Source organism: Labedella populi (assembly GCF_004078655.1).
In the GTDB taxonomy this organism is placed as follows: Bacteria; Actinomycetota; Actinomycetes; order Actinomycetales; family Microbacteriaceae; genus Labedella; species Labedella populi.
This window is the reverse complement of record NZ_RZNC01000001.1, coordinates 701,051-725,040: the sequence shown is the minus strand read 5'-3', so window position 1 is coordinate 725,040 and position 23,990 is coordinate 701,051. Positions and strand designations below refer to the sequence as shown.

25 protein-coding genes are annotated in these 23,990 nt (G+C 69.7%); 18 read left to right on the top strand and 7 right to left on the bottom strand.

Translation table 11 applies throughout. The features are described 5' to 3' along the window. Positions 1-23: 23 nt before the first annotated feature. On the top strand, positions 24-299 hold the full coding sequence (locus ELQ92_RS03595; protein ID WP_128497584.1) for a hypothetical protein: 276 nt from the start codon (positions 24-26) through the stop codon (positions 297-299). A 93-nt stretch (positions 300-392) separates the two neighbouring features. Here ELQ92_RS03595 and ELQ92_RS03590 read toward each other — a convergent pair whose 3' ends face one another. Together ELQ92_RS03590 and ELQ92_RS03585 are read right to left on the bottom strand one after the other, a co-directional pair. Continuing rightward, positions 393-1,175, bottom strand: a complete 783-nt coding sequence (locus tag ELQ92_RS03590) for a hypothetical protein (RefSeq protein ID WP_128497583.1) — start codon at positions 1,173-1,175, stop codon at positions 393-395. Further along, on the bottom strand, positions 1,172-1,825 hold the full coding sequence (locus tag ELQ92_RS03585; RefSeq protein ID WP_128497582.1) for a hypothetical protein: 654 nt from the start codon (positions 1,823-1,825) through the stop codon (positions 1,172-1,174). Before ELQ92_RS03585 ends, ELQ92_RS03590 begins: the two co-directional genes overlap by 4 nt. A gap of 118 nt (positions 1,826-1,943) precedes the next feature. Here ELQ92_RS03585 and ELQ92_RS03580 point away from each other — a divergent pair, with 118 nt between their 5' ends. Together ELQ92_RS03580 and ELQ92_RS03575 are read left to right on the top strand one after the other, a co-directional pair. Next, the gene (locus ELQ92_RS03580; protein ID WP_128497581.1) at positions 1,944-2,273 is read left to right on the top strand and encodes a hypothetical protein; all 330 of its coding nucleotides are present in this window, start codon (positions 1,944-1,946) and stop codon (positions 2,271-2,273) included. 92 nt (positions 2,274-2,365) lie between these two features. Then, complete coding sequence (locus tag ELQ92_RS03575) at positions 2,366-3,166, top strand: HAD-IIA family hydrolase (RefSeq protein ID WP_128497580.1); 801 nt, start codon at positions 2,366-2,368, stop codon at positions 3,164-3,166. A gap of 64 nt (positions 3,167-3,230) precedes the next feature. Here the strand turns inward: ELQ92_RS03575 and ELQ92_RS03570 are convergent, their stop codons facing one another. Together ELQ92_RS03570 and pyrE are read right to left on the bottom strand one after the other, a co-directional pair. Beyond that, entirely contained in the window at positions 3,231-5,336 is a 2,106-nt protein-coding gene (locus tag ELQ92_RS03570) for a hypothetical protein (protein ID WP_128497579.1), read from the bottom strand. Continuing rightward, on the bottom strand, positions 5,337-5,885 hold the full coding sequence (pyrE, locus tag ELQ92_RS03565) for an orotate phosphoribosyltransferase (protein ID WP_128497578.1): 549 nt from the start codon (positions 5,883-5,885) through the stop codon (positions 5,337-5,339). Positions 5,886-6,233: 348 nt separating this feature from the next. Between pyrE and ELQ92_RS03560 the strand changes: the two genes are divergently transcribed. From ELQ92_RS03560 to ELQ92_RS03550, 3 genes are all read left to right on the top strand, one after another. Beyond that, positions 6,234-7,184, top strand: coding sequence for a LysR family transcriptional regulator (locus ELQ92_RS03560; protein ID WP_128497577.1), 951 nt, complete (start codon positions 6,234-6,236; stop codon positions 7,182-7,184). 51 nt (positions 7,185-7,235) lie between these two features. Then, on the top strand, positions 7,236-8,111 hold the full coding sequence (locus tag ELQ92_RS03555; protein WP_128497576.1) for an exodeoxyribonuclease III: 876 nt from the start codon (positions 7,236-7,238) through the stop codon (positions 8,109-8,111). Between the two features lie 133 nt (positions 8,112-8,244). Next, the gene (locus ELQ92_RS03550) at positions 8,245-8,499 is read left to right on the top strand and encodes a zinc-ribbon domain-containing protein (RefSeq protein WP_128497575.1); all 255 of its coding nucleotides are present in this window, start codon (positions 8,245-8,247) and stop codon (positions 8,497-8,499) included. Between the two features lie 115 nt (positions 8,500-8,614). Here ELQ92_RS03550 and ELQ92_RS03545 read toward each other — a convergent pair whose 3' ends face one another. Beyond that, positions 8,615-9,535: an AEC family transporter gene (locus ELQ92_RS03545; RefSeq protein ID WP_128497574.1), complete on the bottom strand. Its 921-nt coding sequence runs from the start codon at positions 9,533-9,535 to the stop codon at positions 8,615-8,617. A 150-nt stretch (positions 9,536-9,685) separates the two neighbouring features. Here ELQ92_RS03545 and ELQ92_RS03540 point away from each other — a divergent pair, with 150 nt between their 5' ends. The 9 genes from ELQ92_RS03540 to ELQ92_RS03500 all read left to right on the top strand — a co-directional run bounded on the left by ELQ92_RS03540 (position 9,686) and on the right by ELQ92_RS03500 (position 19,621). After that, on the top strand, positions 9,686-10,786 hold the full coding sequence (locus ELQ92_RS03540) for a Glu/Leu/Phe/Val dehydrogenase dimerization domain-containing protein (RefSeq protein WP_128497573.1): 1,101 nt from the start codon (positions 9,686-9,688) through the stop codon (positions 10,784-10,786). Positions 10,787-11,026: 240 nt separating this feature from the next. Continuing rightward, positions 11,027-11,899, top strand: a complete 873-nt coding sequence (locus tag ELQ92_RS03535; RefSeq protein WP_128497572.1) for an ABC transporter ATP-binding protein — start codon at positions 11,027-11,029, stop codon at positions 11,897-11,899. 124 nt (positions 11,900-12,023) lie between these two features. Next, positions 12,024-13,067 carry an aliphatic sulfonate ABC transporter substrate-binding protein gene (locus ELQ92_RS03530; RefSeq protein WP_128497571.1) on the top strand — a complete coding sequence of 348 codons (1,044 nt, stop codon included), beginning with the start codon at positions 12,024-12,026 and terminating at the stop codon, positions 13,065-13,067. 112 nt (positions 13,068-13,179) lie between these two features. Continuing rightward, a complete protein-coding gene (locus ELQ92_RS03525; RefSeq protein WP_128497570.1) occupies positions 13,180-14,058 on the top strand; it encodes an ABC transporter permease in 879 nt (292 codons plus the stop codon). A 242-nt stretch (positions 14,059-14,300) separates the two neighbouring features. Continuing rightward, positions 14,301-15,731, top strand: a complete 1,431-nt coding sequence (locus ELQ92_RS03520; RefSeq protein WP_128497569.1) for a DUF6421 family protein — start codon at positions 14,301-14,303, stop codon at positions 15,729-15,731. 118 nt (positions 15,732-15,849) lie between these two features. Then, the gene (locus ELQ92_RS03515) at positions 15,850-16,875 is read left to right on the top strand and encodes a Gfo/Idh/MocA family protein (protein WP_128497568.1); all 1,026 of its coding nucleotides are present in this window, start codon (positions 15,850-15,852) and stop codon (positions 16,873-16,875) included. A 94-nt stretch (positions 16,876-16,969) separates the two neighbouring features. After that, complete coding sequence (locus ELQ92_RS03510; RefSeq protein WP_128497567.1) at positions 16,970-17,236, top strand: hypothetical protein; 267 nt, start codon at positions 16,970-16,972, stop codon at positions 17,234-17,236. After that, the gene (locus ELQ92_RS03505; protein ID WP_243694848.1) at positions 17,211-18,947 is read left to right on the top strand and encodes a histidine kinase; all 1,737 of its coding nucleotides are present in this window, start codon (positions 17,211-17,213) and stop codon (positions 18,945-18,947) included. Before ELQ92_RS03510 ends, ELQ92_RS03505 begins: the two co-directional genes overlap by 26 nt. Beyond that, positions 18,944-19,621: a response regulator gene (locus tag ELQ92_RS03500; RefSeq protein ID WP_128497566.1), complete on the top strand. Its 678-nt coding sequence runs from the start codon at positions 18,944-18,946 to the stop codon at positions 19,619-19,621. The genes ELQ92_RS03505 and ELQ92_RS03500 overlap by 4 nt, the downstream gene beginning before the upstream one ends. 66 nt (positions 19,622-19,687) lie before the next feature. Here the strand turns inward: ELQ92_RS03500 and ELQ92_RS03495 are convergent, their stop codons facing one another. Beyond that, positions 19,688-20,038: a hypothetical protein gene (locus ELQ92_RS03495; protein ID WP_243694847.1), complete on the bottom strand. Its 351-nt coding sequence runs from the start codon at positions 20,036-20,038 to the stop codon at positions 19,688-19,690. 122 nt (positions 20,039-20,160) lie between these two features. On the opposite strand from ELQ92_RS03495, the gene ELQ92_RS03490 reads away from it, so the two are divergent. From ELQ92_RS03490 to ELQ92_RS03480, 3 genes are all read left to right on the top strand, one after another. Then, the gene (locus ELQ92_RS03490; RefSeq protein WP_128497565.1) at positions 20,161-21,045 is read left to right on the top strand and encodes an ABC transporter ATP-binding protein; all 885 of its coding nucleotides are present in this window, start codon (positions 20,161-20,163) and stop codon (positions 21,043-21,045) included. Beyond that, positions 21,042-22,169: an ABC transporter permease gene (locus ELQ92_RS03485; RefSeq protein WP_128497564.1), complete on the top strand. Its 1,128-nt coding sequence runs from the start codon at positions 21,042-21,044 to the stop codon at positions 22,167-22,169. Before ELQ92_RS03490 ends, ELQ92_RS03485 begins: the two co-directional genes overlap by 4 nt. Before the next feature lie 85 nt (positions 22,170-22,254). Then, complete coding sequence (locus tag ELQ92_RS03480; protein WP_128497563.1) at positions 22,255-23,328, top strand: threonine aldolase family protein; 1,074 nt, start codon at positions 22,255-22,257, stop codon at positions 23,326-23,328. Here ELQ92_RS03480 and ELQ92_RS03475 read toward each other — a convergent pair. Continuing rightward, positions 23,325-23,912, bottom strand: a complete 588-nt coding sequence (locus ELQ92_RS03475) for a hypothetical protein (protein WP_128497562.1) — start codon at positions 23,910-23,912, stop codon at positions 23,325-23,327. The two genes, ELQ92_RS03480 and ELQ92_RS03475, sit on opposite strands and share 4 nt — an antisense overlap. Positions 23,913-23,990: the final 78 nt, after the last annotated feature.

The following is a 23,990-nucleotide window of genomic DNA, read 5'->3' as shown; positions in this document are numbered from 1 at the left end:
GGCACCCCTCGACAGGAGCATGGATGTCAACTCTCGATCCCGGACAGCAGCGTCTCGCCGCCGTCGCTCAGGCCTATTTCGCGCAACTCACTCCGCACGCTGAATTGCGCACGATCCCTCTCGACGACGGTGCCGGTGTGTGTGTTCTCCACACGGCTCGAGGCGGCGGCAAGATCTACGTCGCGCCCGACGAGAGCGTCCTCTTCGTGGGCTCGGCGCTCGACTTCGACGCGGGACTCGCCGCGTTCCTCGCTGGCACCCGCACTCCTCCCGAGAAGTTCGTCCGCCCCACCTCGTGAGGAGTGCCCCACTCGTACGAGGAGCCTCGTCTGGGCGAGGCGATAGGCCCGACGAGCCATCACGCCATCAGAGACCGACGAGCCATCACGCCATCAGAGACCGGCGGGCCACTTCGGGTCGAGGAGGCGGCCGAGTGTCTTGATGTAGTCGGCGCTCGACCGCGGCGTGAGAACCGGGACACCGCGGAGGATCGCGGCAGTCACGACCGCCTCGGTGAACGACGTCGCGCCCCGCTCGTCGAGGAGCGGATCGAGGAGGAGCGACACGTCTCCGTGTCGGGCCGGATCACCCGTCGGACCCCAGAGCCGGACGAAACCGCGCTGCGACGCATCGTGGATGCGCGCCTGCACGGCCGATCCGTCGGGCAGAGCGAACGAGAGGCCCTTCGACCCGTTGCCCGCCCGACGCGAGATGTCGACGCCCCGTCCGATGAGGGGGATCCGGCGCACCCGCCGCACCCGCTCCGTGTCGTCGAAGACGACGACGGCCGAGACCTCCTCCCACGGAATGCGTCCTGTGAGCGCGAAGTCCACGCCGTGGAGCGAGACGCGACCGAACACGCCGTTACCTGCGCGGATGTGACGCAGCCGTCGACCCACGTTCATCATCGTGGGGAGCGTCAGGAACATGACGACGAGCCCGAAGACGCCGAGCACGACGAGGAGCCGAGTGAATCCGCCCCCGAACACGACGAGGACGACACACAGAAGCGCACTCACGATGCCGATGCCGGCGAGGGCGGCGACCGTCAGTCGGTTGCGCGCGAGATAGCCTTCGGCGGCGGACCGGTCGTAGAGGGCGTCGTAGTGGTCACCCCGAGCGAACGCGTCGGCCCAATGCGTCAGATGCGGGGGGAGCGGTACCGGCGCGGTCATAGAGCGGGCGGGACGGCCGGAGCGGGACCGGCGGCGGTCGGAGGCGCGGCCCGCTCGTCGAGTCCCGTCGCGAGGGCCGCGCTCAAGGCGTCGTACGACGGTCCCGAGAACACGAAGGGTTCCGAGTAAATCAGGTCCTTGCCGTTCTTCCCCTCATGGAGGACGAGGGTCGCAAAACCGACACGGTCGGCGTCCGCCGTCCAGAACTCGACATCGACGTCGGCGTGTGACGGCGCCGCGGGGAGCGGCGTGAAGGCCGAGGGGTCCCCCGTCCGAAAGCGGGCGGAGAGGTCGTCGAAGAGTGCGCGACCGCCCGAGAGCCCTCTCCAGTGCCGCTTGCGGAGGCGTGTGCCCGTCGGTGTGACGCTCCACGTGCGCCCCCAACGGACCGCGGCGAACACGAGCGCCGCTGCGACGAGCACGAGGAAGACCGGCGACAGCACGAGACCGATGCGCTGCCCCGCGACGAAACGCACCGTCCCCGTCGTGTCCGCTGCGTTCGACTGCAGCGTGGCGAAGTTCACGAGTGTGTATGCGAGGGAGACGAGCGCGGCGAGAGCGAGGACGAGGAACACGATCGTCTTCGCCCAGGACCGGCCTCGCTGGAAACGCTCCGGATGCCGGGCGAACCCCTTGTCGTATGCGGCCATGACCGTGCATCCCCTCGACGAATCATTCGGGACCGGCGTCCCGACGCTCGATTCTACGGGAGCGGCAGGATGCGACCACTAGGCTCGGACGCGGGCATCACCGACCGATGGAGGGGCCATGACGGACGTTCTCGCCGACCGCTGCGAACAGGTACGCCAGACGGTGCTCGAGCTCACGCAGACCGTGATCGAGTCGCTCGGCGCTCCCGCGAAGCTCGGTCGCGTCACCCCGCTGCTGTCCCACCTCCGCTCGATCGTGCACCTCGGGACGGACGGCATCGACGACCCTGCGTATCTGGCGTGGGCGCGCGCGGCCGCCGGGAACCTCGACCGCATGGAGGAAGCGGCGCTCGCGGGCGACGCGAAGGCGACGTACGCGGCGTTCGCCGACCAGGAATCCGGCGTCGCGCTGCTCGGCACCGCGTGCGCCGGCAAGCCCGGCTGGTAGGGAGTCCGAGAGGTCGGCCGATTGCTCGGTCGAGCGTGGAGCCGCGGCCCTACACTGGGAGCGACCCGACCCGACGACCTTCAGGAGGATCGATGTCGAACCGCAGCGAGATCGAGTGCTGGCTCACCGACATGGACGGCGTGCTCGTCCACGAGAACCACGCGCTCCCCGGGGCGAGCGCGCTGCTGCAGCAGTGGACCGACCTCGGGAACCCCTTCCTCGTTCTCACGAACAACTCGATCTTCACGCCCCGCGACCTGAGCGCCCGACTCCGGGCTTCCGGCCTCATCGTGCCGGAGGAGTCCCTCTGGACCTCCGCTCTCGCGACAGCGGACTTCTGTGCGAGCCAGGTGCCCGGTGGTTCGGCGTTCGTGATCGGCGAGGCGGGACTCACGACCGCGCTCCACGAGGTCGGGTTCATCATGACCGAGACGGCGCCGGATTACGTGGTCGTCGGCGAGACGCGGAACTACTCGTTCGACGCCATCACGAAGGCCATCCGGCTCATCCGCGACGGGTCGCGCTTCATCGTCACGAACCCGGACGCGACGGGACCGAGCGCCGAGGGTGTGCTGCCCGCGACGGGAGCGATCGCCGCGCTCATCTCGAAGGCCACGGGGCGGGAACCCTACGTGGTGGGCAAACCGAACCCGATGATGTTCCGGTCGGCTCTCAACCGCATCGGGGCGCATTCGGAGAACACCGCGATGATCGGCGACCGTATGGACACGGACATCGTCGCGGGCATCGAGGCCGGCCTCCACACGATCCTCGTGATGACCGGCATCAGCGACGAGGCCGAGATCCGCAAGTACCCGTTCAGACCGGACGAGATCCTCTCCGGCGTGCACGAGCTCCTCATCGAGGGCCCCATCGAGACCGACACCCTCTAGCTCCCCCTCCTAAACACTTCCTATGTGCTCGAAAATTCGTGCACATAGGAAGTTTTCAGGGGGGTCAGGGGGTGGGAATTGTGGCGACCGACGTCGTGAGTGATTCTCCTGAGGAACGACTCGCGAAGCAGAAGTAAGAGCGCTGGCCGGCCGCCCACTGCTCGCCGGAGACGGGATACGCGCCCTGAACCTGCAGATCGGTGAACGGCTCGGCCGCGGCGAAATCGATCACGCCGGGAGCGCTGCACAAGAGGCCGATCTCGCTCGCGATGACCTCCTCCCCCGGGAACGGCATGGCGGGATCGTCCGTGTACGGCGCCTCGAAGACCAGTTGCGCGGCGTGAGGCTCGGCGCAGTCCACGACCGTGAACTCCTCAGCCCACGGCGACTCGAACGGTTCGAGGCACTCTCCGCCGCGGAGCTCGTCCCAGGCGTAGGTGCCCGGAGCGAGTGGGCCCGTGGCAGGGGCTTCTTCAGCCGGCGTCGGCGTCGGGGTGGGCGTCGGCGCCGCAGCCTCCTCCGCTTGCGGCGACCCGCCGAGGATGAGCGGCAACCGTGTGCCGAGGAAGAAGAGGGCGACGAGTGCCAGCACGATGACGACACCGGCCCCGATGAGGCCGAGCAGCCGCGTGCGCTCGACCGGTGCCCCAGCGGGGGTCGACGACGGAGGCACCAGCCGTCGGGAGCGGTCGCCTTCCGTATCGGTGACGACCCCGGCGGGGAAGACGGACACACCGCCTGCTCCCGCGGCGGCCGAGGAGACGGGCACGTGCTCGACGCTTCCTGCAGCCGCTCGCGCCGCGGAGACGGGCAGTCCGGTCGTTCCGAGCGAGTCGCGGTCGGCTCCCTCGATCTCGTCATCCGGGTCGTCCGGGTCCTCGTCCGCGGGGAGAGCGTCCATCGCCGCCGTCGCCGGGAAGCGGTCGTCGAGGTCGGGTCGTGACCACGTCGGGCGCTCGTCGACCGGGGTCGGGGACGCCGGCGACGCGGTCGGAAGCGGAGGCCGGGGAGGGATCGAGCCGGGAAGCGGCGTCGTCGCGAGCCAGCCGGCGTCGACTCCGCCGGGAGTCGGATCGTCGTCGCCGTCCGTCCCCGCCGATGTGGCGCGTGACCCGGTGGACTCGGATGCGGTCGGTTGCGCCGCGGACTCCTCCGCGGCACGACGCTCGGCCTCCGCCTCGGCGGCGCGTCGTTCGCGCTCGAGCATCGGATCCGGCTCGTCGTTCGCGACGAGGGACCAGCCGAAAGCACCGAACGGGATCTCCCCGGTCTCATCCGTATCGCTCGTGCTGGCCTCGACGGACCGGGGCTCATCGGTGCGCGGTTCATCGGGGGCCGACACGGCGGTGTCGTCACGGAGCGAGCGATCGGCGTGCCGAGTGGTCTCGGAGTCGTTGGAGGGGGTGACCGCCGGCGGCGGAGCCGCGGAGCGCGGGGGGAGGCCGGGGATGATGATCGCGTTGGGATGCGCGGAGCGGGACGACCGCGGCGGCACGTCGGCTGGGTCGTTTTCCGGGACGTCGCCGGAGTCGGCTCGATCAGGGGCGACCGGTCCGGACATCGACAGGGCGTCCCCGTCGTCGGCGGGCGCGGCGGAAGCCTGACCCTCCTCCGCTGGCGGCGCCGGGGCCGGAACGCCTGCACCCTGGGGTGCGCCGTCGACCGGTTCCCGGCGCCCGAGCCAACCGGTACGGCGCGGCCCCGTTGCGCGCGCACGTGTCAGCGGCGGGACGGACGGGGAGTCCGCCGACTCCTCGTCGGATCCGCCGAGCAGACCCTCGGGCAGGAGCGCCGTCGGCGTCGCGGAGGAGTCGTGAGCGTCCGGGACGTCGCGATCGGGTGCACGTCGTGACGCCGCGTCCGACTCGCCCTCGACCGAACCAGTGGTATCAGAACCGTCGCTATCAGATCCAGCGGTATCAGAACCGTCCGCGGCATCCGAGCCATCGGGGGAGGATGCGACGATCGGAAGCTCTGACGTGTCCGGCGGCAGGGCCGCGAGTTGCGTGGCCAGCCAGTCCGCTCCGTCGTCGAGGATCTCGATGCCGTCGGTCTCCGGATCGAGGTCCGGCGCGGTCTCCCCACTCGTTCCCGGTCCGTCGACGCGTCGAAGCTCCTCGTCGGCCTCGTCACCGTCCGAGGGAAAACGGCCGCCCGTCCCGTCCGACATCTAGCTGAGCCCGAGGTCGTTCAGGTCGAGCGCGGCGAAGTAGGGGTAACCGGCCTCTTCGATGATCTCCCGCGCGCCCGTGTTGCGATCGACGACGACGGCGACACCGGCGATCTCGGCGCCGACCTTGCGGAGCGCCTCGATCGCGGCGAGGGGCGATCCGCCCGTCGTCGAGGTGTCCTCGACGACGATGACGCGCTTGCCCGCGAGATCCGGCCCCTCGACCTGACGCCCGCGACCGTGGTCCTTCGGCTGCTTGCGCACCACGAAGGCGTCATATGCGGCTCCCGCAGCGACGCCCTGGTGCAGGATCGCCGATGCGATCGGGTCGGCGCCCATCGTGAGCCCGCCGACCGCGGCGACGTCGGGGACGTCCCTGATGAGCTCGAGCATGACCTGCCCGATGAGCGGAGCGACACGGTGATCGAGGCTGACGCGACGCATGTCGACGTAGTAGGTGGCCTTCTTCCCGCTCGTAAGCGTGAAGTCACCGTGGAAGACGGCATCCTTCTTGATGAAGTCGATCAGTCGTTCGCGTGCGTCGGTCACGGAAACCGAGTCTAGCGGGGCATTTCGTGCCATTTCATGCGGTTGCGCCTGAGACGCCGCCGTGCGGGCCCCCTCGCTCTGTTGACCCTGGGAGCGAGAGGACCCGCACGGCGGGGGCTTCGGTCAGACGAGGTTGAAGGTGCGGACGGGGACACGACGGTATCCGTCGCGGGCGACCGTCACGATGGTCCCCGCGATGGCGGAAACGGAGACGAGACCGAGGGTGAGGAGGAAAACGGTCATGAGAGTGTCCTTTCCGGGAGGGAACCGTTCGTACATTCCTATTAAGCGCCCGCGGATCATGAACGACAAGCGAATAAAACTCCGCCTATTGTGTAGCCTCGCTACATGGACGTGCGCCGCCTTGACCTCCTCCGGGAACTCGCTGAGCGAGGCTCGATCCACGCCGTCGCGACGGCCACGCACCGTACTCCGTCGGCCGTCTCGCAACAGCTGAAACTCCTCGAGCGCGAGGCGGGTCTGCCCCTCACGGAACGCAGTGGTCGAGGAATCGTCCTGACCGACGCGGGCCGCGCTCTCGCGGCGAGCGCCATCGAGGTCGCCGCAGCGATCGCGAAGGCCGAGGCCACGTGGGACGAGTACATCGGCGACCCGACGGGCCATGTCTCGGTCGCCACGTTCCCGACGGCGGGACAGACGTTCGTGCCGCCGGCCGTCGCCGCCCTCTCCCGCCTCCCCGGGCTCACCGTCGAGCTGACGAATCGCGACGCCGACATGACCGACTTCCCGAGCCTCACCGCCGACTTCGACATCGTCATCGCCTACTCCCTCCCCGGTCAGCGCTCGTGGAGCGGCCGGGGTCTCCGCAACATCTACCTCTTGAGCGAACCGCTCGACGTCGTCCTCCCCGTCGGGCACCGCTTGGCGGGCAAGAGCGAACTCACCCCGGAGGACCTCGTCGGCGAAGCGTGGATCGGAGTCCCGGAGCAGTTCGCGTTCGACCTGCTCCTCCATGAGCTCGAAGCGGTCACGGGGAGTGAGATCGAGGTCGTCCAGCGCATCTCCGACAATCTCATCACCGAGGCCCTCGTCGCACAGGGCATCGGTGTGGCCTTCGCCCCCCGTTTCACGGCGTCCGGACCGGAGAAGGGCATCGTGACGAGACCCCTCCGCGGAGTCGAGGCCTTCCGCCACGTGCTCATGCTCATGCGACCCGACAAGGCCGAACGGCTCGCGGTCCGCACGGTGGCCGACACCATCCGCGAGCAGGCCGAGGCCCTCGCGTCCAGCCACACCCTGCCGGAGGAGCCCCCGCTCGTCGGGCCCCGCTGGGTGTGACGGTGACGCACGCGGCGGGAGCCGTCGGCGGCAGCCGGTAGCGTTGAGGGCATGCGGATCGCCACCTGGAACGTGAATTCGATCAGAGCCCGCTCGGCACGGGTGGTCGACTGGCTCGTGAACTCCGACATCGACGTGCTCGGGATGCAGGAGATCAAGTGCCGCCCGCACCAGTTCCCGATCGAGGCCTTCGAGGCCGCCGGGTACGAGGTCCACCTGCACGGCCTCAACCAGTGGAACGGCGTCGCGTTCGCCTCCCGCCTGCCCATGACCGACATCGTCACGAGCTTCGAGGGCATGCCGGGCTTCGGCAAGCCTGCCACCCCGGGTCCGGACGGCGCCGGCCCCGAGTTCGACGCCGCTGGCCTGCCGCTCGAGGCGCGCGTCATCGGCGGCACGGTCGACGGCATCCGTCTCTTCAGCCTCTACGCCCCGAACGGCCGCGCGGTCGGCGACCCGCACTACGAGTACAAGCTCGAGTGGTTCGCCCGGCTCGAGGAGGACGTGCGCACCTGGCTCGCCGCCGAACCCGACCTGCCGCTCGCGCTCATGGGCGACTTCAACGTCGCACCGCTCGACGAGGACATGGGCGACCCGAGCCACATCCCCGGCGTCTCGACGCATATCTCCCCGGCCGAGCGAGAGGCTTTCGCCTCGCTCGAGAGCGCGGGACTCACCGACGTCGTCCGCCCGCTCGTGCCCACCGGCTACACGTTCTGGGACTACAAGCAGTTGCGCTTCCCGCGCAACGAAGGAATGCGCATCGACTTCATCCTCGGTTCTCCCGCATTCGCCGACCTCGTTTCGGGTGCGTCGATCGAGCGTGATCAACGCAAGGGCGACGCACCGAGCGATCACGTTCCCGTGGTCGTCGACCTCGACGTCGACCCGGAGGACGACGACGACCGCCCCATGATCTTCGGCTGACGGCCGCAGACCGTGACGGCGCCGGGCTCGTCGGCACCGGGACTCACCAGCATCGGTCGAGCGGGCACTACCCCATCGCGGACGCACGCGGAACCCCTGCGCGCCGGAGACGACTCTCCGTAAGGTCGATCGGGTGATCCTCCTCTTCGGCACCCGACTCAGCTCGACGATCGTCGCGATCGTCTCCTTCGTGTGCCCGTTCTGTTCCCAGAACGTCGCGCAGCGCGTCATCAAGCTCGCCAACAGGTTCACGGTCTTCTTCGTCCCGCTCTTCCCCGTGTCGACCCGCTACGTCAACGAGTGCACGAACTGCGGCGGCCGCACCGCGATCAGCCGGGAGCAGGCCGACAACGCCGTCGCGTGGGCGTCGACGCGCTCCGCCGCCTGAGCCGTCACCCCGACAGCCGAGCCGTTCCACCGCGGTTCCTCCACCGTGACTCCCCGTTCGTCGCCCTCGACGGTCGGAATGGGGGGGTGAGCGTGAGCGTGCCGCAAGCGAACGGTCAGGCGAGCAGCGCCGCGATCACGACGATGACGGGGACCGAGGCGAGCGTCGTCGCGAGCACCGTGTCGCGCGCGAGGACGACGCCGCGGTTGTATCGGCTCGCGTAGTTGAAGATGTTCTGCGCCGTGGGGAGAGCGGACAGGGTCACGACGGCGAAGAGCTCGGCGCCGGAGAGCCCGAAGCCCAGGGAGGCGACGACCCACGCCATGATCGGCATCACCACGGCCTTGAGCACCGACGCGACGACGATGCGGGAACGCCCCTCGGACGCCGCGAAGGGGCGCTGCCCGTAGAGCGACATGCCGAAGGCCATGAGGATGAGCGGGACGGCCGCTCCCCCCAGCAGCTCGAACGGCGCCATCACGGGAGCCGGGACCTCGATTCCGAGCACGGCGATGACGAGCCCCGTGAGCGAGGCGATGATGAGCGGGTTCCGCACCGGCTGGCTGAGGATGCCACCGACGGAGGCGGAACCGCGCGCCTCGATGTCGAGGAGGGCGAGCCCGATCGGCGCGAAGATCACGAGTTGGATCACGATGAGCGGGGCGACGTAGTGGGCGTCGCCGAGCACGTAGACCGCGACGGGAAGACCGATGTTGTTCGCGTTGACGTAGCCCGAGGCCATCGACCCGATCGTCGCCCGCCCGAGCGGATCACGCCAGAACAGCAGGTTGATCACGAGGTAGACCGCCGCCATCGAGACGGCTGCGATGAGCGCGACGAGGAGGGGCACGGAGAACACATCGGCGATGTCCGCTCGCGCGAGCACCGTGAACAGGAGCGCCGGTCCCGTCACGAAGAACGCGATCCGGTTGAGGACGAAGCCGGCCTCCGGCCCGCCGATCCCGAGTCGCGCCGCGACGTAACCGACGGCGATGACGAATCCGATGATCCCGAACCCGAGCAGCACGCCTCCCATCCGCTCAGCCTACGGCGACCGGTCCCCTCACCGCCGTCGAGGGTCTCGCCGCAGTCCTGCTCGACGTGGAAGGATGGTCGCGGCGATGGAGCCACCCGCCCCTCGCCGAGCGCTCGGACCCGAGCACGAGGACCCCCACGAGGAGCTGCGATGACATCCCTGACCACGACCACCGAACCACCCTCCGTGACGTCGAGCGGCCCCGCCGACGCGACCGACACGCCGGTCCACGAGCGCCTCGTGGTGGTCCGCGGAGAGCGCTCCGGCCTCACCATCGTCATCGCCGTGCACTCGACGACGCTCGGGCCTGCCCTCGGCGGGGCGCGCGTCTGGACCTACCTCACGTGGCGCGAGGCGGTGGACGACGCTTTGCGACTGTCAGAAGGGATGACGCTCAAGAACGCGTGCGCCGGGTTGGCGCACGGCGGCGGTAAGGCCGTCGTCCACGTCCCGGCGGGTACTCGGCTGGACGGGGAACGGCGCCGCGCCGCCATGCTCGACCTCGGAGACGCCGTCGAGTCGCTCGGCGGTGCGTACGTCACCGCCGAGGACGTCGGGACCTCTTCCGCCGACATGGCCGTCGTCGCGGAGCGCACCGAACACGTCACGGGCCTGCCCGCCGAGCAGGGGGGCGTTGGCGAACCGAGCGAGGCCACGGCGACCGGCGTCGTCGCCTCCATCCGAGCCGTCGCGCGATCGCTCTTCGGCACCGCGGAACTCGACGGGCGGCGCGCCACGATCTCCGGGCTCGGCCACGTCGGCTCGCTCGTCGCCCGTTCGCTCAGCACGTCGGGAGTCGACCTCACGGTGACCGACGTCGACCCGTCCCGGCGCGTGCTCGCCGAGGAACTCGGCGCGATGTGGGTCTCCCCCGGCACCGAGCACCTCGTGGAGTCCGACTTCTTCGTCCCGTGCGGAGTGGGCGGAGCCCTGAACGACGACGTCATCGCGAGCCTCGCGGCCGTCGCCGTCGTGGGCGCGGCCAACAACCAGCTCGCTCATCGCTCGGGGGCCGAAGCACTCGCGGCGCGCGGCATCCTCTGGGCGCCGGACTTCATCGTGAACGCGGGAGGCGTGCTCCACCTCGCGTGTGACGACGCGGATCGGTCACGGCTTCCCGAGCGACTCGCCGCGATCGGCGACACCCTCTCCGAGGTCGTCGAGACCGCCCGACGCGACGGCACCACGACGCTCGACTCGGCCGAGCGCTTGGCAGCCACTCGTTTGTCCCGGTCCGGCTCCCCGGCGTAGATCGCGGAACGGGGCGGTGATCACCGTCCCGTTCGGGCAGCAGCGGACGGCAGGGGCACCGTGCGGAGAACACCCCGCGCTCCCGCGGCCCACCGGCAGGAGGCGTCATGCAGCTCCGCCGGCGAACGGGGGCGGAGGCGCATTATTACGTATTCTTTCGTGCGATCCGAGGCGGAGGAGCCCGTCGGCTTAGCGTTGAGGCAGTCCCACTCCGTTCCCGCGCCATCGACGAGAGCCCCCGTGACCACGACAGCTTCCCGGCAGACCGTTCGCGACGTCAGTCGCGCCGTCTCCATCGACTTCGACGGAGTCGGGCGCGCATTCGCTGCGGAACGGGGATCGGGACCGGCGCGTCCCGTCCTCCGCGATATCGAACTGCACGTCGAACCGGGCGAGGTCGTGGCGATCCTCGGGACGAGCGGGTGCGGGAAGTCGACGCTGCTGCGGATCACCGGCGGTCTCGATGCTGCTTCGACCGGACAGGTGCGCATCGACGGCTCGCCCGTAATCGGTATCGACGCACGGACGGCCGTGGGATTCCAGGAGCCGCGCCTCCTGCCGTGGCGCACGGTGCACGACAACGTCGCGATCGGACTTCCGCGCGGGACGCCGCGTTCCGCGGGGTCGGCCCGAGTGGAGAAACTCATCGAGCTCGTCGGGCTCGGCGACTTCGCGGGCCACCGACCGCGAGAGATCTCGGGCGGGATGGCCCAGCGCGCGTCGCTCGCTCGTGCGCTCGCGCGCAACCCCGGAGTCCTCCTGCTCGACGAGCCGTTCGGTGCACTCGACGCGCTCACCCGGCTCAAGATGCAAGACCTCCTCCTCGACATCCTGGCTGCGGAGCCGACGACCGTCCTTCTCGTCACGCACGACGTGGACGAGGCCCTGCAACTCGCCGACCGTGTCGTCCTGCTCGCTCGCGACGACGGCGGCGAGGCGGGTGCGACGATCGCGGAACTGCTCACGGTTCCCGGTGCGCGGCCGCGTGATCGCGGCTCGTCCGAACTCGCCGAACTGCGGGCGCGGCTACTCGACGGATTGGGCATCGACCGCCACGGCGCCGGAGCGGATCCGCGTGTCGTCAGGACGGACCGGGCGAGCATGACCCTCTGATCCCGACGGACCCCGCGCCACCTCCACCCTCACTCGTCGACACCCGCAACCGGTGCCCCGACACCCGCATCGCACACCCGACACCCGCCACCACGCGGCGGCACACCGACCATCAGGAGCACCCATGAGCACGATCCGACCCCGATCCCTCTCGGCACTCACCGCTGCGGCCGCCGCGACGGTGCTCGTCCTGAGTGGGTGCGCCGCGGGAGAGAACGCGGCGACCGATGGAGCGTCGAGCGACGGTGGCCAGACCACCGGCGGCACGCTCAACATCGACTTCGCGACCTACAACCCTCTCTCCCTCGTAATCAAGGAGAACGGTTGGCTCGAGGACGCGCTCGAGGACCAGGACATCACGGTCAACTGGGTGCAGTCCGCCGGGTCGAACAAGGCGAACGAGAACCTGCGGGCCGGCGCGATCGACGTCGGTTCGACGGCCGGATCCGCTGCCCTCCTCGCCCGTTCCAATAACAGCCCCATCCAGACGATCGACATCTACTCGCAGCCGGAGTGGTCGGCCCTCGTCGTCGGCGCCGACTCGGACATCACCGACGTCGCCGACCTCGCGGGCAAGAAGGTCGCCGCGACGAAGGGCACCGACCCGTACTTCTTCCTGCTCCAGTCGCTCGAGGAAGCGGGCGTCGACCCGGCGGACGTCACCATCGAGAACCTTCAGCACGCCGACGGCGCGACCGCGCTGTCGAACGGCTCCGTCGATGCGTGGGCGGGGCTCGACCCCATCATGGCGGGGGCCGAGGAAGACGGGGCTCAGCTTGTCTACCGCAACGTCGACTTCAACAGCTACGGCTTCCTCAACGCGACGGAGGAGTTCCTCAGCGAGAAGCCCGACGTCGCGCAGACCGTCGTGAACGCGTACGAGAAGGCGCGTGAGTGGGCTCAGGCGAACCCCGACGAGACGGCGCAGATTCTCGCCGATGTCGCCGGTCTCGACCTCACCGTCGCGTCGACGGTGATCGAAGAGCGCTCGAATCTCGACGTCGACAACGTACCCGGCCAGGCCCAGCTCGACGTGCTGTCGGTGATCGGTCCGATCTTCGTCGAGTCGGGCGACGTCGCGTCGCAGGACGCGGTGGACGAGGCCCTCGACACCCTCCTCGAGCCGTCCTTCGCGGAGAACGCCGACCCCTCAGCCATTGCCGGCTGACCACGGCAGCCCCCTGACCTTCCGTGAGGTGACATCTGTGGCCGCTTCGGGCCCGAAAAGCGACCAGACGTGACACTCCACGGAGTTCGAGGGACAGCGGAAGGAGGAGGACATGACCTATCAGAGTGAGCGCGACGATCGCGTGCCCGGTGTCGTGAGCGTGCAGGGCCCGTCCTACGACACGACGGAGGCGCGACCGGGGCGCGCCTTCCTCGCCCGGGGCACCGGTCGGCTCACGTCGAAGACGTGGTTCGTCCTCGTCGCCGGCGCGATCCTCCCGATCCTCGTCCTCGCTGTCTGGACGCTCGTGAGCGCGAGTGATCTCGTACCGTCGTCGCGGCTCCCGTCACCCACCGAGGTGTGGCTCGCCGGCGTCGACCTGGCCCAGCGCGGCCTGCTCACCTCGGACGTCGCGATCTCGGTGCAGCGTGTCCTCCTCGGTTTCGGGATCGGCGCCGCCCTCGGACTCACGGCAGGAGCGCTGGTCGGACTCTCGAAGATCGGCGACATCCTGCTGTCGCCCACCCTCGCAGCCCTCCGTGCCGTTCCGTCGCTCGCGTGGGTGCCGCTGCTCATCCTGTGGTTCAAGATCGGCGAGGACTCGAAAGTCATCCTCATCGCGATCGGCGCGTTCTTCCCCGTCTACACAACGGTGTCCGCGGCGCTGCGCCACGTCGACCGCCACCTCGTCGAGGCGGGACGGGCGTTCGGGTTCACCGGCCCTCGACTGTTCGCGACGGTCCAGCTGCCGGCGGTCATCCCGTCGGTCATCTCCGGGTTGCGGCTCGCACTGGCCCAGGCGTGGCTGTTCCTCGTCGCCGCCGAGCTCATCGCGTCGTCAATGGGACTCGGCTTCCGCCTCGTCGATTCGCAGAACAACGGGCGCATCGATCGCATCTTCTTCGTCATCATCCTGCTCGCCGTGCTCGGCAAGCTCTCCGATTCGCTCGTCGGCCTCTTCGAGCGCTGGGTCAAGCGCCGCTGGTCCTGACCCCCCTCCTCCTCCCCACCTCCCTCCCTCTCCCCCCTGAAAACTTCGCATGTGCACGAATTTTCGTGCACATGCGAAGTTTTCAGGGGGGAGAGAGGGGAACGAGGGGGAAACGTGCGCGGCGGGGGCGAAGTGCGCAGCGGGCGTGCGCGAGAGGCAAAGAATCGCTTGGACTCCCCCGGATACGCTCGCCGAGAGGGCACTCGCCTTCACTCAGCCCATGCGCACCCGAGGAGGGATCCATGACCATCGAACGCAGCAACCAGGCGATCATCGGCGAGCCCGAGGTCGTGGAAGACGTGCGACTCTCCGGGGACGACATCGCCGCCACACCGGCCTGGCTGCGGCTCAAGGCCGCCGCGAGCGCGATCCGGGAGCACCAGATCAAGGACGGCTCGATCCCCGAGACCGCGGCGCACGAGGCCGCCCGCGCTCACGTCGCGGACATCGTCATGTCGATCCGCGAGCTCGCGCCCCTGTTCCCCGCCGACGGCGCCTACCTCGACGCCGTCGCGCTCGACTTCGAGCGATGGGCCGACGCCGACTTCGGCGTGCCGGACTTCCTCGACTCCCTCGTCGAGTTCCAGCCGCAGGCGTCGCGTCGCGACGGTGAGTTCCACCTCGTGATCTTCCCGATGTACACGCAGAACGGGTCGACGGACCGACTCGTCGAAGCCGTCATCGTCGAGGTCGTCTGGCCTGAGTTCATCGGGGCGCTCGAAGCGGGCGATTACTCGAACGCCCTCTTCGTGCCGATCCGTTTCGTCGACTTCACGCCGGGCTACGACACGAACTCCGCCGTGCTCTTCCCCGAGACCGTCGCGATGCGCAGCATCCCGACGTTCACGTGGGGTGCGATCTTCGCCGATCGCGAAGCGGCACGGTTCCGCCGCGTCGTCCGGAAAGCCGCAGAGATCACGAAGCTCGAGCTGCCGGCCGATGCCCAGGAGCTCCTCGACGACCAGCGACTCGCCGAGGAGACGTTCGTGATGTGGGACCTCATCCACGATCGCACCCACATGCGCGGCGATCTGCCGTTCGATCCGTTCATGATCAAGCAGCGGATGCCGTTCTTCCTCTACTCCCTCGAGGAGCTGCGGTGCGATCTCACGGCCTTCCGCGAGTCGGTGCGCCTGGAGAAGGATCTCTCGAGTCGCGAGCGCGCCGAGCTCTCGGACGCGGAGGCCGAGACACTTCGGCACGCGCGTCTCGTGCAGTACGCGGTCATCTTCGACCGCATCTTCCGGTTCACCCTCACGGGGTCGCGCGTGCGCAACTACGACGGTCTCGGCGGCCAGCTGCTGTTCGCGTGGCTGCACCAGCACCGCGTCCTGCACTGGACCGACACGTCGCTCGCAATCGACTGGGACGCCGTGCCCGACGTCGTGGTCGAGCTGGGTGACGCGATCGACGAGCTCTACTGGCGCTCCATCGACCGCCCGAAGGTCGCCCACTGGCTCGCCGCTTATGAGCTCGTGTCCGCCGTCGTCGAGCCGCATCCCGCCTCGCTGTGGAAGCGCGGCCTGCCCGACGAGGTGCTCCTCGGCGCACCGCGCGGCATGACCGACGCCGTGCTCGACGACGAGTTCCCGCTCTCGATGTTCTATGAGGCGCTGCAGAAGAAGATGGGCGACGTGATCGCATCGACGTCGGGCATCACCGGGCGCGGCTGACGTCGTCCCGCCGACCGGCCGTCACTCCAGCGAGGTGGCGGCCGGTCGGGTCCCGCACCGTCTCGGGCACGCGCGCTTATGCCAGGATGAAGGCGATCCCGAGCCGAGAGAGACACCGATGTCGACAGCGCTGCCCTCCCCCCGTTTCCCCGACCCGCGCGACGCGCCGATCCTGCGCTGGGGGATCCTCGCGCCGGGGGCGATCGCGAACGACTTCGTCGACTCCCTCCTCCGCCACACCGGGCAGCGCGTCGTCGCCGCCGGCTCGCGCACCCTCGAGCGCGCCGAGGAGTTCGCGCGAGCGCACGGCATCGATCGCGCCTACGGCTCGTATGAGGAACTCGTCGCCGATGCGGACGTCGACATCGTCTACATCGCCTCGCCGCACAGCCATCACGAGGAGCACGCCCTGCTCGCGATCAACGCGGGGAAGCACGTCCTCATCGAGAAGCCCCTCGCGCCGACGGCTGCGGCAGCCCGCCGGATCGTCGAGGCGGCCCGGGCGGCCGGCGTCTTCGCGATGGAGGCCATGTGGACGCGGTACCGTCCGCAGAGCGACGTCGTCCGCCAGCTCCTCGAATCGGACGCCATCGGCGACGTCCGCATCGTCTTCGCCGACTTCGGCGGCGCGGCGGAGTTCGACCCGTCGAGCCGTCTCTTCGATCCCGCTCTCGCCGGTGGCGCCCTGCTCGACCTCGGCGTCTACGTCGTCGCGTGGTCGTCCTTCCTCCTCGGCACTCCGGACGCCGTCGTCGCCCGCGGAGCGCTCGCGCCGACTGGCGTCGACGCGCAGGCCGCGCTCGTCCTCAGCTCGCCCGACGGCGCGCAATCGCTGCTGAGCGCGAGCATCAACGCACCGACCCCCGCGAACTCGGTCATCTCGGGCACGCGCGGCCGGATCGAGGTCGGCTCCCCGTTCTGGGACGCCGACACCGTCCGACTCTACGACGCGGCAGGCACGCTCGTCGGCTCGTGGACCGACGAGGCCGACCGGCCGGCCCGCCAATCGCTCTGCTATCAGGCGGCTGCGGCCGCACGGTACATCCAGGCGGGACTCTCGGAGTCGCCGCTGCACGGCCTCGACGAGGCGATCGCCGTCATGGAGACGCTCGATGAGGCCCGCCGCCAGCTCGGCGCGGCCTGAACCGCAAAGCCGAGGGGCGGGACCGATCCGTCCCCCGGGACGGGATGATGCCCCGACGGCCACGAGGCCGACGGGCGAACGAGACAGGGAGCGGATGAACGAGACGAAGCGGGTCGCCGTCGCGGGCGGGACGGGAACGGTCGGGCGCTTCGTCGTCGACGCATTGCGACGAGACGGTCACGACGCCGTCGTGCTGACCCGATCGACGGGCGTCGACCTCGTCTCCGGAGCAGGGCTCACCTCCGCGCTCGTCGGCGCGGGCATCGGAGGGGTTCTTCCGCTCCGTCACGAGGACGCTGCTCGACGCGGAAGTGCGCGCGGGGGTCGCGCACCACGTGACGCTCGGGATCGTCGGGAGTGACCGCGCACCCCACGGCTACTACGCCGGGAAGGTTCTGCAGGAGCAGCTCGTGGAGGACGGCGTCGTGCCGTGGACGATCCTCCGCGCGACGCAGTTCCACGAGTTCGCGCGGCAGCTCCACGGCCAGGTCCGGCTCGGCCCGGTCGTCGCCGCCCGGACCGTCGGCGAACAGCTCGCCCGGATCGGAGCTGACGTGACTCGACCGGCGCTCCGTCTCCGCCTCCCGGCGGACGCGACCGACCGCGAGCCTCTATACGCTCGACACATGGCTGAGGATCGGGACGAACGGGCGGGCGCGTCCGTCGACACCGCGACCACGGACGGTGCGTCCCCGACGACCGCCCCGCACGACCTCGACCCCGACGACCCGCGGTGGCAGCGCCCACCGGTCGACCGGACGGCGATCCGGAACGACACGGTGCTCGCGGTCGCCCTGTTCATCGGCTGCGTCTTCAGCATCATGCTCTACCGCACGGCAGGGTTCTATCCGCAGCCGGCCCCAATGGGTTTCAGTATCATCTGGGCCGTGGCGATGACACTTCCGCTCGCCCTCCGTCGGCGGTACCCGTGTTCGGTGGCCCTCGTCCTCTCCACCGCGTTCATCGTCGGCCAGACACTGCTCGTGCCCGAGCTTCTGATCTCGAACATCACGCTCTTCCTCGGCATCTATACGGTCGGAGCCTGGGTGACCGACCGCCGCCGGGCCCTGCTCACCCGGGGGCTCATCGTGCTCGCGATGTTCACGTGGCTCATGATCGCGATGTTCATCCAGGGAACAGATCCGGACTCGCTCGCGGGGTTCTCGCGCGCCGGCGCCTTCTCGCCGCTCGTCGCATTCCTGCTCGTCCAGGTACTCACGAACCTCCTGTACTTCGGCGGCGCGTGGTTCTTCGGCGACCGCGCACTCGCCAGCGCCAGGGAGCGCGCCCTTCTCGAACGTCGCACGCGGGAACTCGAGCGCGAGCGCGAACTCACGGCCGCTCAAGCCGTCAGCCTCGAGCGCGTGCGCATCGCGCGCGAACTGCACGACGTCGTCGCCCACCACGTCTCGGTCATGGGCGTGCAGGCTGGGGCGGCCCGCATGGTGCTGTCGTCGGACCTGACCGCCGCGAAGGACGCGCTGTCGAACGTCGAACTGAACGCGCGCAGCGCGATCGCCGAGTTGCACGGTCTCCTCTCGACACTCCGGGACCCCGGCGGCACCGCCGATCCCGCCGCCTCGAGCGCGTCGACCCTCGGCCTCGATGCGCTGCCCGCGCTCGTCGACGACTCCACGGCCGCCGGGCTCCCCACGGCGCTCGACGTCATCGGGGAACCGCGACGCGTTCCCGCGGGCGTCGCCCTCAATCTGTATCGGATCGCGCAGGAGTCGCTGACGAACGCCCGCAAGTACGGCGGCAGCGCCGCGACGGCCGACGTTCGGGTGCGCTACCTCCACGACGCTATCGAGCTCGAAGTGAGCAACACCGGGCGCGCGACCGGCGATCCACGGAATCGGGGCGGGCTCGGGCACGTCGGGATGCGCGAGCGCGCAACGGCCTCCGGAGGCACGATCGACATCGGCCGAGCGTCCGACGGCCGCTACGTCGTCCGCACACGCGTGCCGGTCGTGGACACTCCGGCGCCCGCCGCCCCCCACGTCGGCGCTCCCGATGCCGAGAACCACATGATCGACGTCACGACGGCGTCGGGAGACGGAGACACCCGATGACCACGAGAGTCCTGCTCGCCGACGACCACGAGATGGTGAGGGCCGGCTTTCGCATCATCCTCGGGGCGCAGCCCGACATCGAGATCGTCGGCGAGGCGGCCTCGGGAACGCAAGCCGTCGAGCGTGCGGCGGCCCTCGACCCCGACGTGATCTGCATGGACGTCCAGATGCCGGGAATGGACGGCCTCGAAGCGACGCGTCTCATCGTCCGCGACCCGTCGGTCCATGCCGCGGTGCTCATCCTCACGACGTTCGACCGCGACGACTACCTCTTCGACGCCCTCCAGTCCGGGGCGAGCGGGTTCCTGCTCAAGAACTCGACCCCCGAGCAGCTCGTCGACGCCGTCCGCGTCGTCGCCTCGGGCGACGCGCTGCTCGCCCCCGCCGTGACCCGCCGCGTGATCGAGCGGTTCGGATCGATCGCCCCCTCCGCGACGGAATCAGGGTCGATCATCGTGCCCACCGAGGTGCAGGAGCTCACCGAGCGCGAGTTCGAGGTCCTCGGTCTCGTCGCGCGTGGTCTGTCGAACGCCGAAATCGCGACGCAGCTCTACGTCGGTGAGGCGACGGTCAAGAGCCACGTCTCGAAGGTGCTGCAGAAGCTCGGCGTGCGCGACCGCATCCAGGCCGTCGTCTACGCCTACGAGAACGGCATCACCGTCCCGGGCAGCTGAGGCAGACGGCTCCCCGGCCCCGCCCGCGATCGGACCTCGCGAGATCCGGCCTGCCCGATTTCGCCGCTACCGGAGCTCGTACGGGAGGTCGTCGCCCGTCGCGAGCGGCGCGGCGACGAGGAGGGACGCGGGGATCTCGGCGGAGGCGAGCGGACCCGTGCCGTCCGGTCGGTACTGCGGCTCGTCGAAGACGACCTTCCAGACCTGGCCCTTGAGGCGCGGGATGCCGACGACGCCGTCCGGTCGGGAGTCACCCAGCGAGACGATGACGCCCGACGGCTCGCCCGCCCAGTGGTCGCTCGTCCCGGGTGAGGATTCGACGACGTGCACCTGCACGCCGACGCCGAGCAGGCCGTTTCCCGCCGCCGTCCCCTCGGTCGCCCCCGCCGCCTGCTCGTCTCGTCTGCGTCTCCACACGGACAGCATCATCGCACGCGTTCCCTCCTCCCCCGGGCGGACATGCTTAACCCGTCGCACGGCGGATGCCGCGGGGCCGCCGCGACCATAGCGTTGAGCCAACGACCAGGGAGGCTCTCCAGATGCTCACACTCACGGATGTGACCAAGACGTACGGCTCGCGCCGCGCGCTCGACGCGGTCTCGTTCGACGTCGCGCCCGGGCGCATGACCGGTTTCGTCGGCGGCAACGGCGCCGGCAAGACGACCGCGATGCGCATCATCCTCGGGGTGCTCTCCTCGGATTCCGGAAGTGTGACGCTCGACGGTCGACCGCTCTCGGCCGAGGCGCGCCGCCGCTTCGGCTACATGCCGGAGGAGCGCGGCCTCTACCCGAAGATGAAGGTCGAGGAGCAGCTCGTCTACCTCGCTCGCCTCCACGGCTTCACCGCGTCGGCGGCGCAGAAGAAGGCCGAGCGTCTTCTCGACCGGCTCGGCCTCGGCGAGCGCCGCGGCGACCTCGTCGAGAGCCTCTCGCTCGGGAACCAGCAGCGTGCGCAGATCGCGGCGTCGCTCGTGCACGAACCCGACGTCCTCGTGCTCGACGAGCCGTTCTCGGGGCTCGACCCGATGGCCGTCGACACCGTCGTCGGCGTGCTGAGCGACTACGCGGCGGCCGGCATCCCGGTGCTGTTCTCGAGCCACCAGCTCGACATCGTCGAGCGGCTCTGCGACGACCTCGTCATCATCGCAGGCGGGCAGATCCGCGCGAACGGTCCCCGCGAGCAGTTGCGCGAGCAGTACTCCTCGCGCCGCTACGAACTGCACGTCGCCGGAGACGCCGGCTGGGTGCGGGAGGTCCCGGGCGTCACGGTCGTCGATTTCCACGGCGGCGACACGATCTTCGAGGTCGACTCCGAGGACACCGCCCAGGCCGTGCTGCGCGACGCCGTCGCGCGCGGCCCCGTCACCTCGTATTCCCGCCAGCGTCCGTCGCTCGCCCAGATCTTCAAGGAGGTCGTCGCATGACCACGACGAACACGACCCACGCGCTCCACGATGCCGCGACCCCCGCAACGCCGAGCTTCCTGCAGAGCTCGTGGCTCGTCGCCGAGCGCGAGGTCCGGATGAAGCTGCGGAGCAAGGCGTTCCTCATCTCGACCGGCATCCTCATGCTCGTCGTCCTCGGCTCGATCCTCATCGGCGGTTTGGTCGGCGGCAACGAGGAGGCGACGAAGGTCGCGGTGACGGGCGACAGTGCCGCGGCCGTGCAGGGGCAACAGGGCCTCGACGTGACCGAGGTCGCGACAGCCGAGGAGGCGGAAGCCCTCGTCCGCGCCGGCGACGTCGTCGCCGCGATCCTGCCGGACGACTCGACGGCCCTCGGGATCATCGTCGTCGCCGACTCGGAAACGCCGACGGGACTCCTGCAGCAGCTGAGCATCACGCCACCCGTCGCTCTGCTCGATGGCGACGCGCAGAACCCGTTCCTCGCCTACCTCGTGGCGATCGCGTTCGGCGTGGTCTTCTTCGCCTCGGCGATGACCTTCGGCTCGACGATCGCGCAGTCCGTCGTGGAGGAGAAGCAGACGCGCGTCGTCGAGATCCTCATGTCGGCCGTCCCGGTGCGGGCGCTGCTCGCCGGCAAGGTGCTCGGCAACTCGATCCTCGCATTCGGGCAGATCGCGATGATCACGGCGCTCGCCATCATCGGGCTGACGATCACGGGGCAGAGCGAGCTGCTGTCCGTGCTCGGCGCACCGGTGTTGTGGTTCGTCGTCTTCTTCGTCCTGGGCTTCGTCCTGCTCGCGGCGCTCTTCGCGGCCACGGGCTCGATGGTCTCGCGCGTCGAGGACATCGGGTCGACGACGACGCCCGTGACGATGCTCGTGATGATCCCGTACTTCCTCGTCATCTTCTTCTACGACAACCCGGTCGTCCTCGGGATCATGTCGTACGTGCCCTTCTCGGCCCCGGTCGGGATGCCCGTGCGCCTCTTCCTCGGCGACGCCCAGTGGTGGGAGCCGCTGCTCTCCCTCGTGATCCTCGCGGTCACGGCGCTCGGCACGATCGTGCTCGGCTCCAAGATCTATGAGAACTCACTCCTCAAGCTCGGCGGCACCGTGAAGTGGCGCGACGCCCTCACCCACTGACCCCCCTGAACACTTCCTCTGTGCTCGAATTTTCGTGCACAGAGGAAGTGTTTAGGGGGGTGAGGAGAGGTGGTTGGATGGGAGGGTGACCGCTTTGCACGATCCCCGCTTCCGCGCCTTCGCCTCGGACAACTACGCCGGCATCCACCCCGAGATCCTCGCCGCCATCGGCCAGGCGAACGGCGGACACCAGATCGCGTACGGGGAGGACGCCTACACGGCACGACTCCAGGAGGTCGTGCGCGAGCACTTCGGCGAGCGCGCTGAGGCCTTCCCCGTCTTCAACGGCACGGGTGCCAACGTCACGGGCCTGCAGTCGATGCTGCCGCGCTGGGGCGCCGTCGTCGCCGCCGCGACCGCCCATATCAACACGGACGAGAACGGCGCCCCCGAGCGCATCGGGGGCATCAAGATCCTCACGGTCGAGAGCCCCGACGGCAAGCTCACGCCCGAGCTCGTCGACCGTCAGGCCTGGGGCTGGGGTGACGAGCACCGCGCGCAGCCGCTCGTCGTGTCGATCACGCAGTCGACCGAGCTCGGCACGGTCTACTCCCCCGAGGAGATCCGCGCGCTCGCCGATCACGCGCATGAGCGCGGCATGCGCCTGCACATGGACGGGTCCCGCTTGTCGAACGCCGCGGCCGCCCTCGACGTGCCCCTGCGTGCCATCACGACCGACGCGGGCGTCGACGTGCTCTCCTTCGGCGGCACGAAGAACGGCCTGCTGCTCGGTGAACTCATCGTCGTGCTCGACCCGGCCGCCTCCGAGGGCCTCACCTACCTCCGCAAGGTCAACATGCAACTCGCGTCGAAGATGCGGTTCCTGTCGGCGCAGTTCATCGCCCTGCTGAGCGAGGACCTGTGGCGCACGTCGGCCGCGCACGCGAACACTATGGCCGCGCGCCTCCGCGCCGCACTCGAGGCCGCGATCGCGGACGGCTCGGCTCCCGGTCTCTCGTTCACGCAAGCGACGGACGCGAACGCCGTCTTCGCCTCCGTCCCCGCCGAGGCCGCCGCGCGCCTCCACGAGTCGTTCCGCTTCTACGACTGGGACGCCGAGAAGGGCGAGGTGCGCTGGATGTGCTCGTGGGACACCACGGAGGAGGACGTCGACACGTTCGTCGAGGGCATCCGCGCGGAGCTCGCCGCGTCGGCCTAGCCCGCGCTCCCCCCGGCGGAGGGCCGCTCCACGCGCGTCACGATGGGCGACGGCGTCGGTTTGACGCCAGCACGCTCGAGGCCCGCGGCGACCGAGCCAGCCAGACGCATGACACCGACGTACGCCGCGATCCTCAGGACGAGCAATATCACTACGAGGACCGGCGTCACCAGCTCGGCGGGGATGACGACGAACGAGATCGCGAAGATCACGAGGCCACCGGCCACCGCACCCGCGTAGAGTCCCGCTCGTCGTCCACGGGGACGGACGAGCAGCGCGACGGCGTCCATCGCGACCGCCGGGAGCACGAGCGCCGGGATGAGCAGGATACCGAGAACGGAGAACGACATCGCGAGCAGTCCGCCGAGGAAGGCCGTCAGGGTGGCCGCCCACGGCAGCCGGGTCCATCGCAGCGCGACCATGGGGGACAACAGGTTGAGGGAGCCGACGACGGCGTAGAGCGGCGCGCTCAGGACGGCAGCCCACGTTCCCACAGGGCCGAGCAGAATGATGAGGACGCCGCCCGCCGCGGCGATAGCCGCGCACTGGAGGAGACTCCTCGTCGGGTACCGAGACATCGTCATCCGCCACGACCTTCCTGGGCCGGTCAGGACCGCCCGTTCTCCGCCACGCCGAGCTAGACCGCGGCACAGCACGATGCT

Excerpts from the sequence above, each read along its gene's own strand:
- ELQ92_RS03515 (WP_128497568.1), top strand. The coding sequence starts at position 15,850 with ATGTCGACAGCGCTGCCCTCCCCCCGTTTCCCCGACCCGCGCGACGCG.
- ELQ92_RS03580 (WP_128497581.1), top strand. The coding sequence starts at position 1,944 with ATGACGGACGTTCTCGCCGACCGCTGCGAACAGGTACGCCAGACGGTG.
- ELQ92_RS03540 (WP_128497573.1), top strand. The coding sequence starts at position 9,686 with ATGACATCCCTGACCACGACCACCGAACCACCCTCCGTGACGTCGAGC.
- ELQ92_RS03585 (WP_128497582.1), bottom strand. The coding sequence starts at position 1,825 with ATGGCCGCATACGACAAGGGGTTCGCCCGGCATCCGGAGCGTTTCCAG.
- ELQ92_RS03555 (WP_128497576.1), top strand. The coding sequence starts at position 7,236 with ATGCGGATCGCCACCTGGAACGTGAATTCGATCAGAGCCCGCTCGGCA.
- ELQ92_RS03490 (WP_128497565.1), top strand. The coding sequence starts at position 20,161 with ATGCTCACACTCACGGATGTGACCAAGACGTACGGCTCGCGCCGCGCG.
- ELQ92_RS03500 (WP_128497566.1), top strand. The coding sequence starts at position 18,944 with ATGACCACGAGAGTCCTGCTCGCCGACGACCACGAGATGGTGAGGGCC.
- ELQ92_RS03545 (WP_128497574.1), bottom strand. The coding sequence starts at position 9,535 with ATGGGAGGCGTGCTGCTCGGGTTCGGGATCATCGGATTCGTCATCGCC.
- ELQ92_RS03560 (WP_128497577.1), top strand. The coding sequence starts at position 6,234 with ATGGACGTGCGCCGCCTTGACCTCCTCCGGGAACTCGCTGAGCGAGGC.
- ELQ92_RS03520 (WP_128497569.1), top strand. The coding sequence starts at position 14,301 with ATGACCATCGAACGCAGCAACCAGGCGATCATCGGCGAGCCCGAGGTC.
- ELQ92_RS03575 (WP_128497580.1), top strand. The coding sequence starts at position 2,366 with ATGTCGAACCGCAGCGAGATCGAGTGCTGGCTCACCGACATGGACGGC.
- ELQ92_RS03570 (WP_128497579.1), bottom strand. The coding sequence starts at position 5,336 with ATGTCGGACGGGACGGGCGGCCGTTTTCCCTCGGACGGTGACGAGGCC.
- ELQ92_RS03475 (WP_128497562.1), bottom strand. The coding sequence starts at position 23,912 with ATGACGATGTCTCGGTACCCGACGAGGAGTCTCCTCCAGTGCGCGGCT.
- ELQ92_RS03530 (WP_128497571.1), top strand. The coding sequence starts at position 12,024 with ATGAGCACGATCCGACCCCGATCCCTCTCGGCACTCACCGCTGCGGCC.
- ELQ92_RS03510 (WP_128497567.1), top strand. The coding sequence starts at position 16,970 with ATGAACGAGACGAAGCGGGTCGCCGTCGCGGGCGGGACGGGAACGGTC.
- ELQ92_RS03590 (WP_128497583.1), bottom strand. The coding sequence starts at position 1,175 with ATGACCGCGCCGGTACCGCTCCCCCCGCATCTGACGCATTGGGCCGAC.
- ELQ92_RS03525 (WP_128497570.1), top strand. The coding sequence starts at position 13,180 with ATGACCTATCAGAGTGAGCGCGACGATCGCGTGCCCGGTGTCGTGAGC.
- ELQ92_RS03485 (WP_128497564.1), top strand. The coding sequence starts at position 21,042 with ATGACCACGACGAACACGACCCACGCGCTCCACGATGCCGCGACCCCC.
- ELQ92_RS03595 (WP_128497584.1), top strand. The coding sequence starts at position 24 with ATGTCAACTCTCGATCCCGGACAGCAGCGTCTCGCCGCCGTCGCTCAG.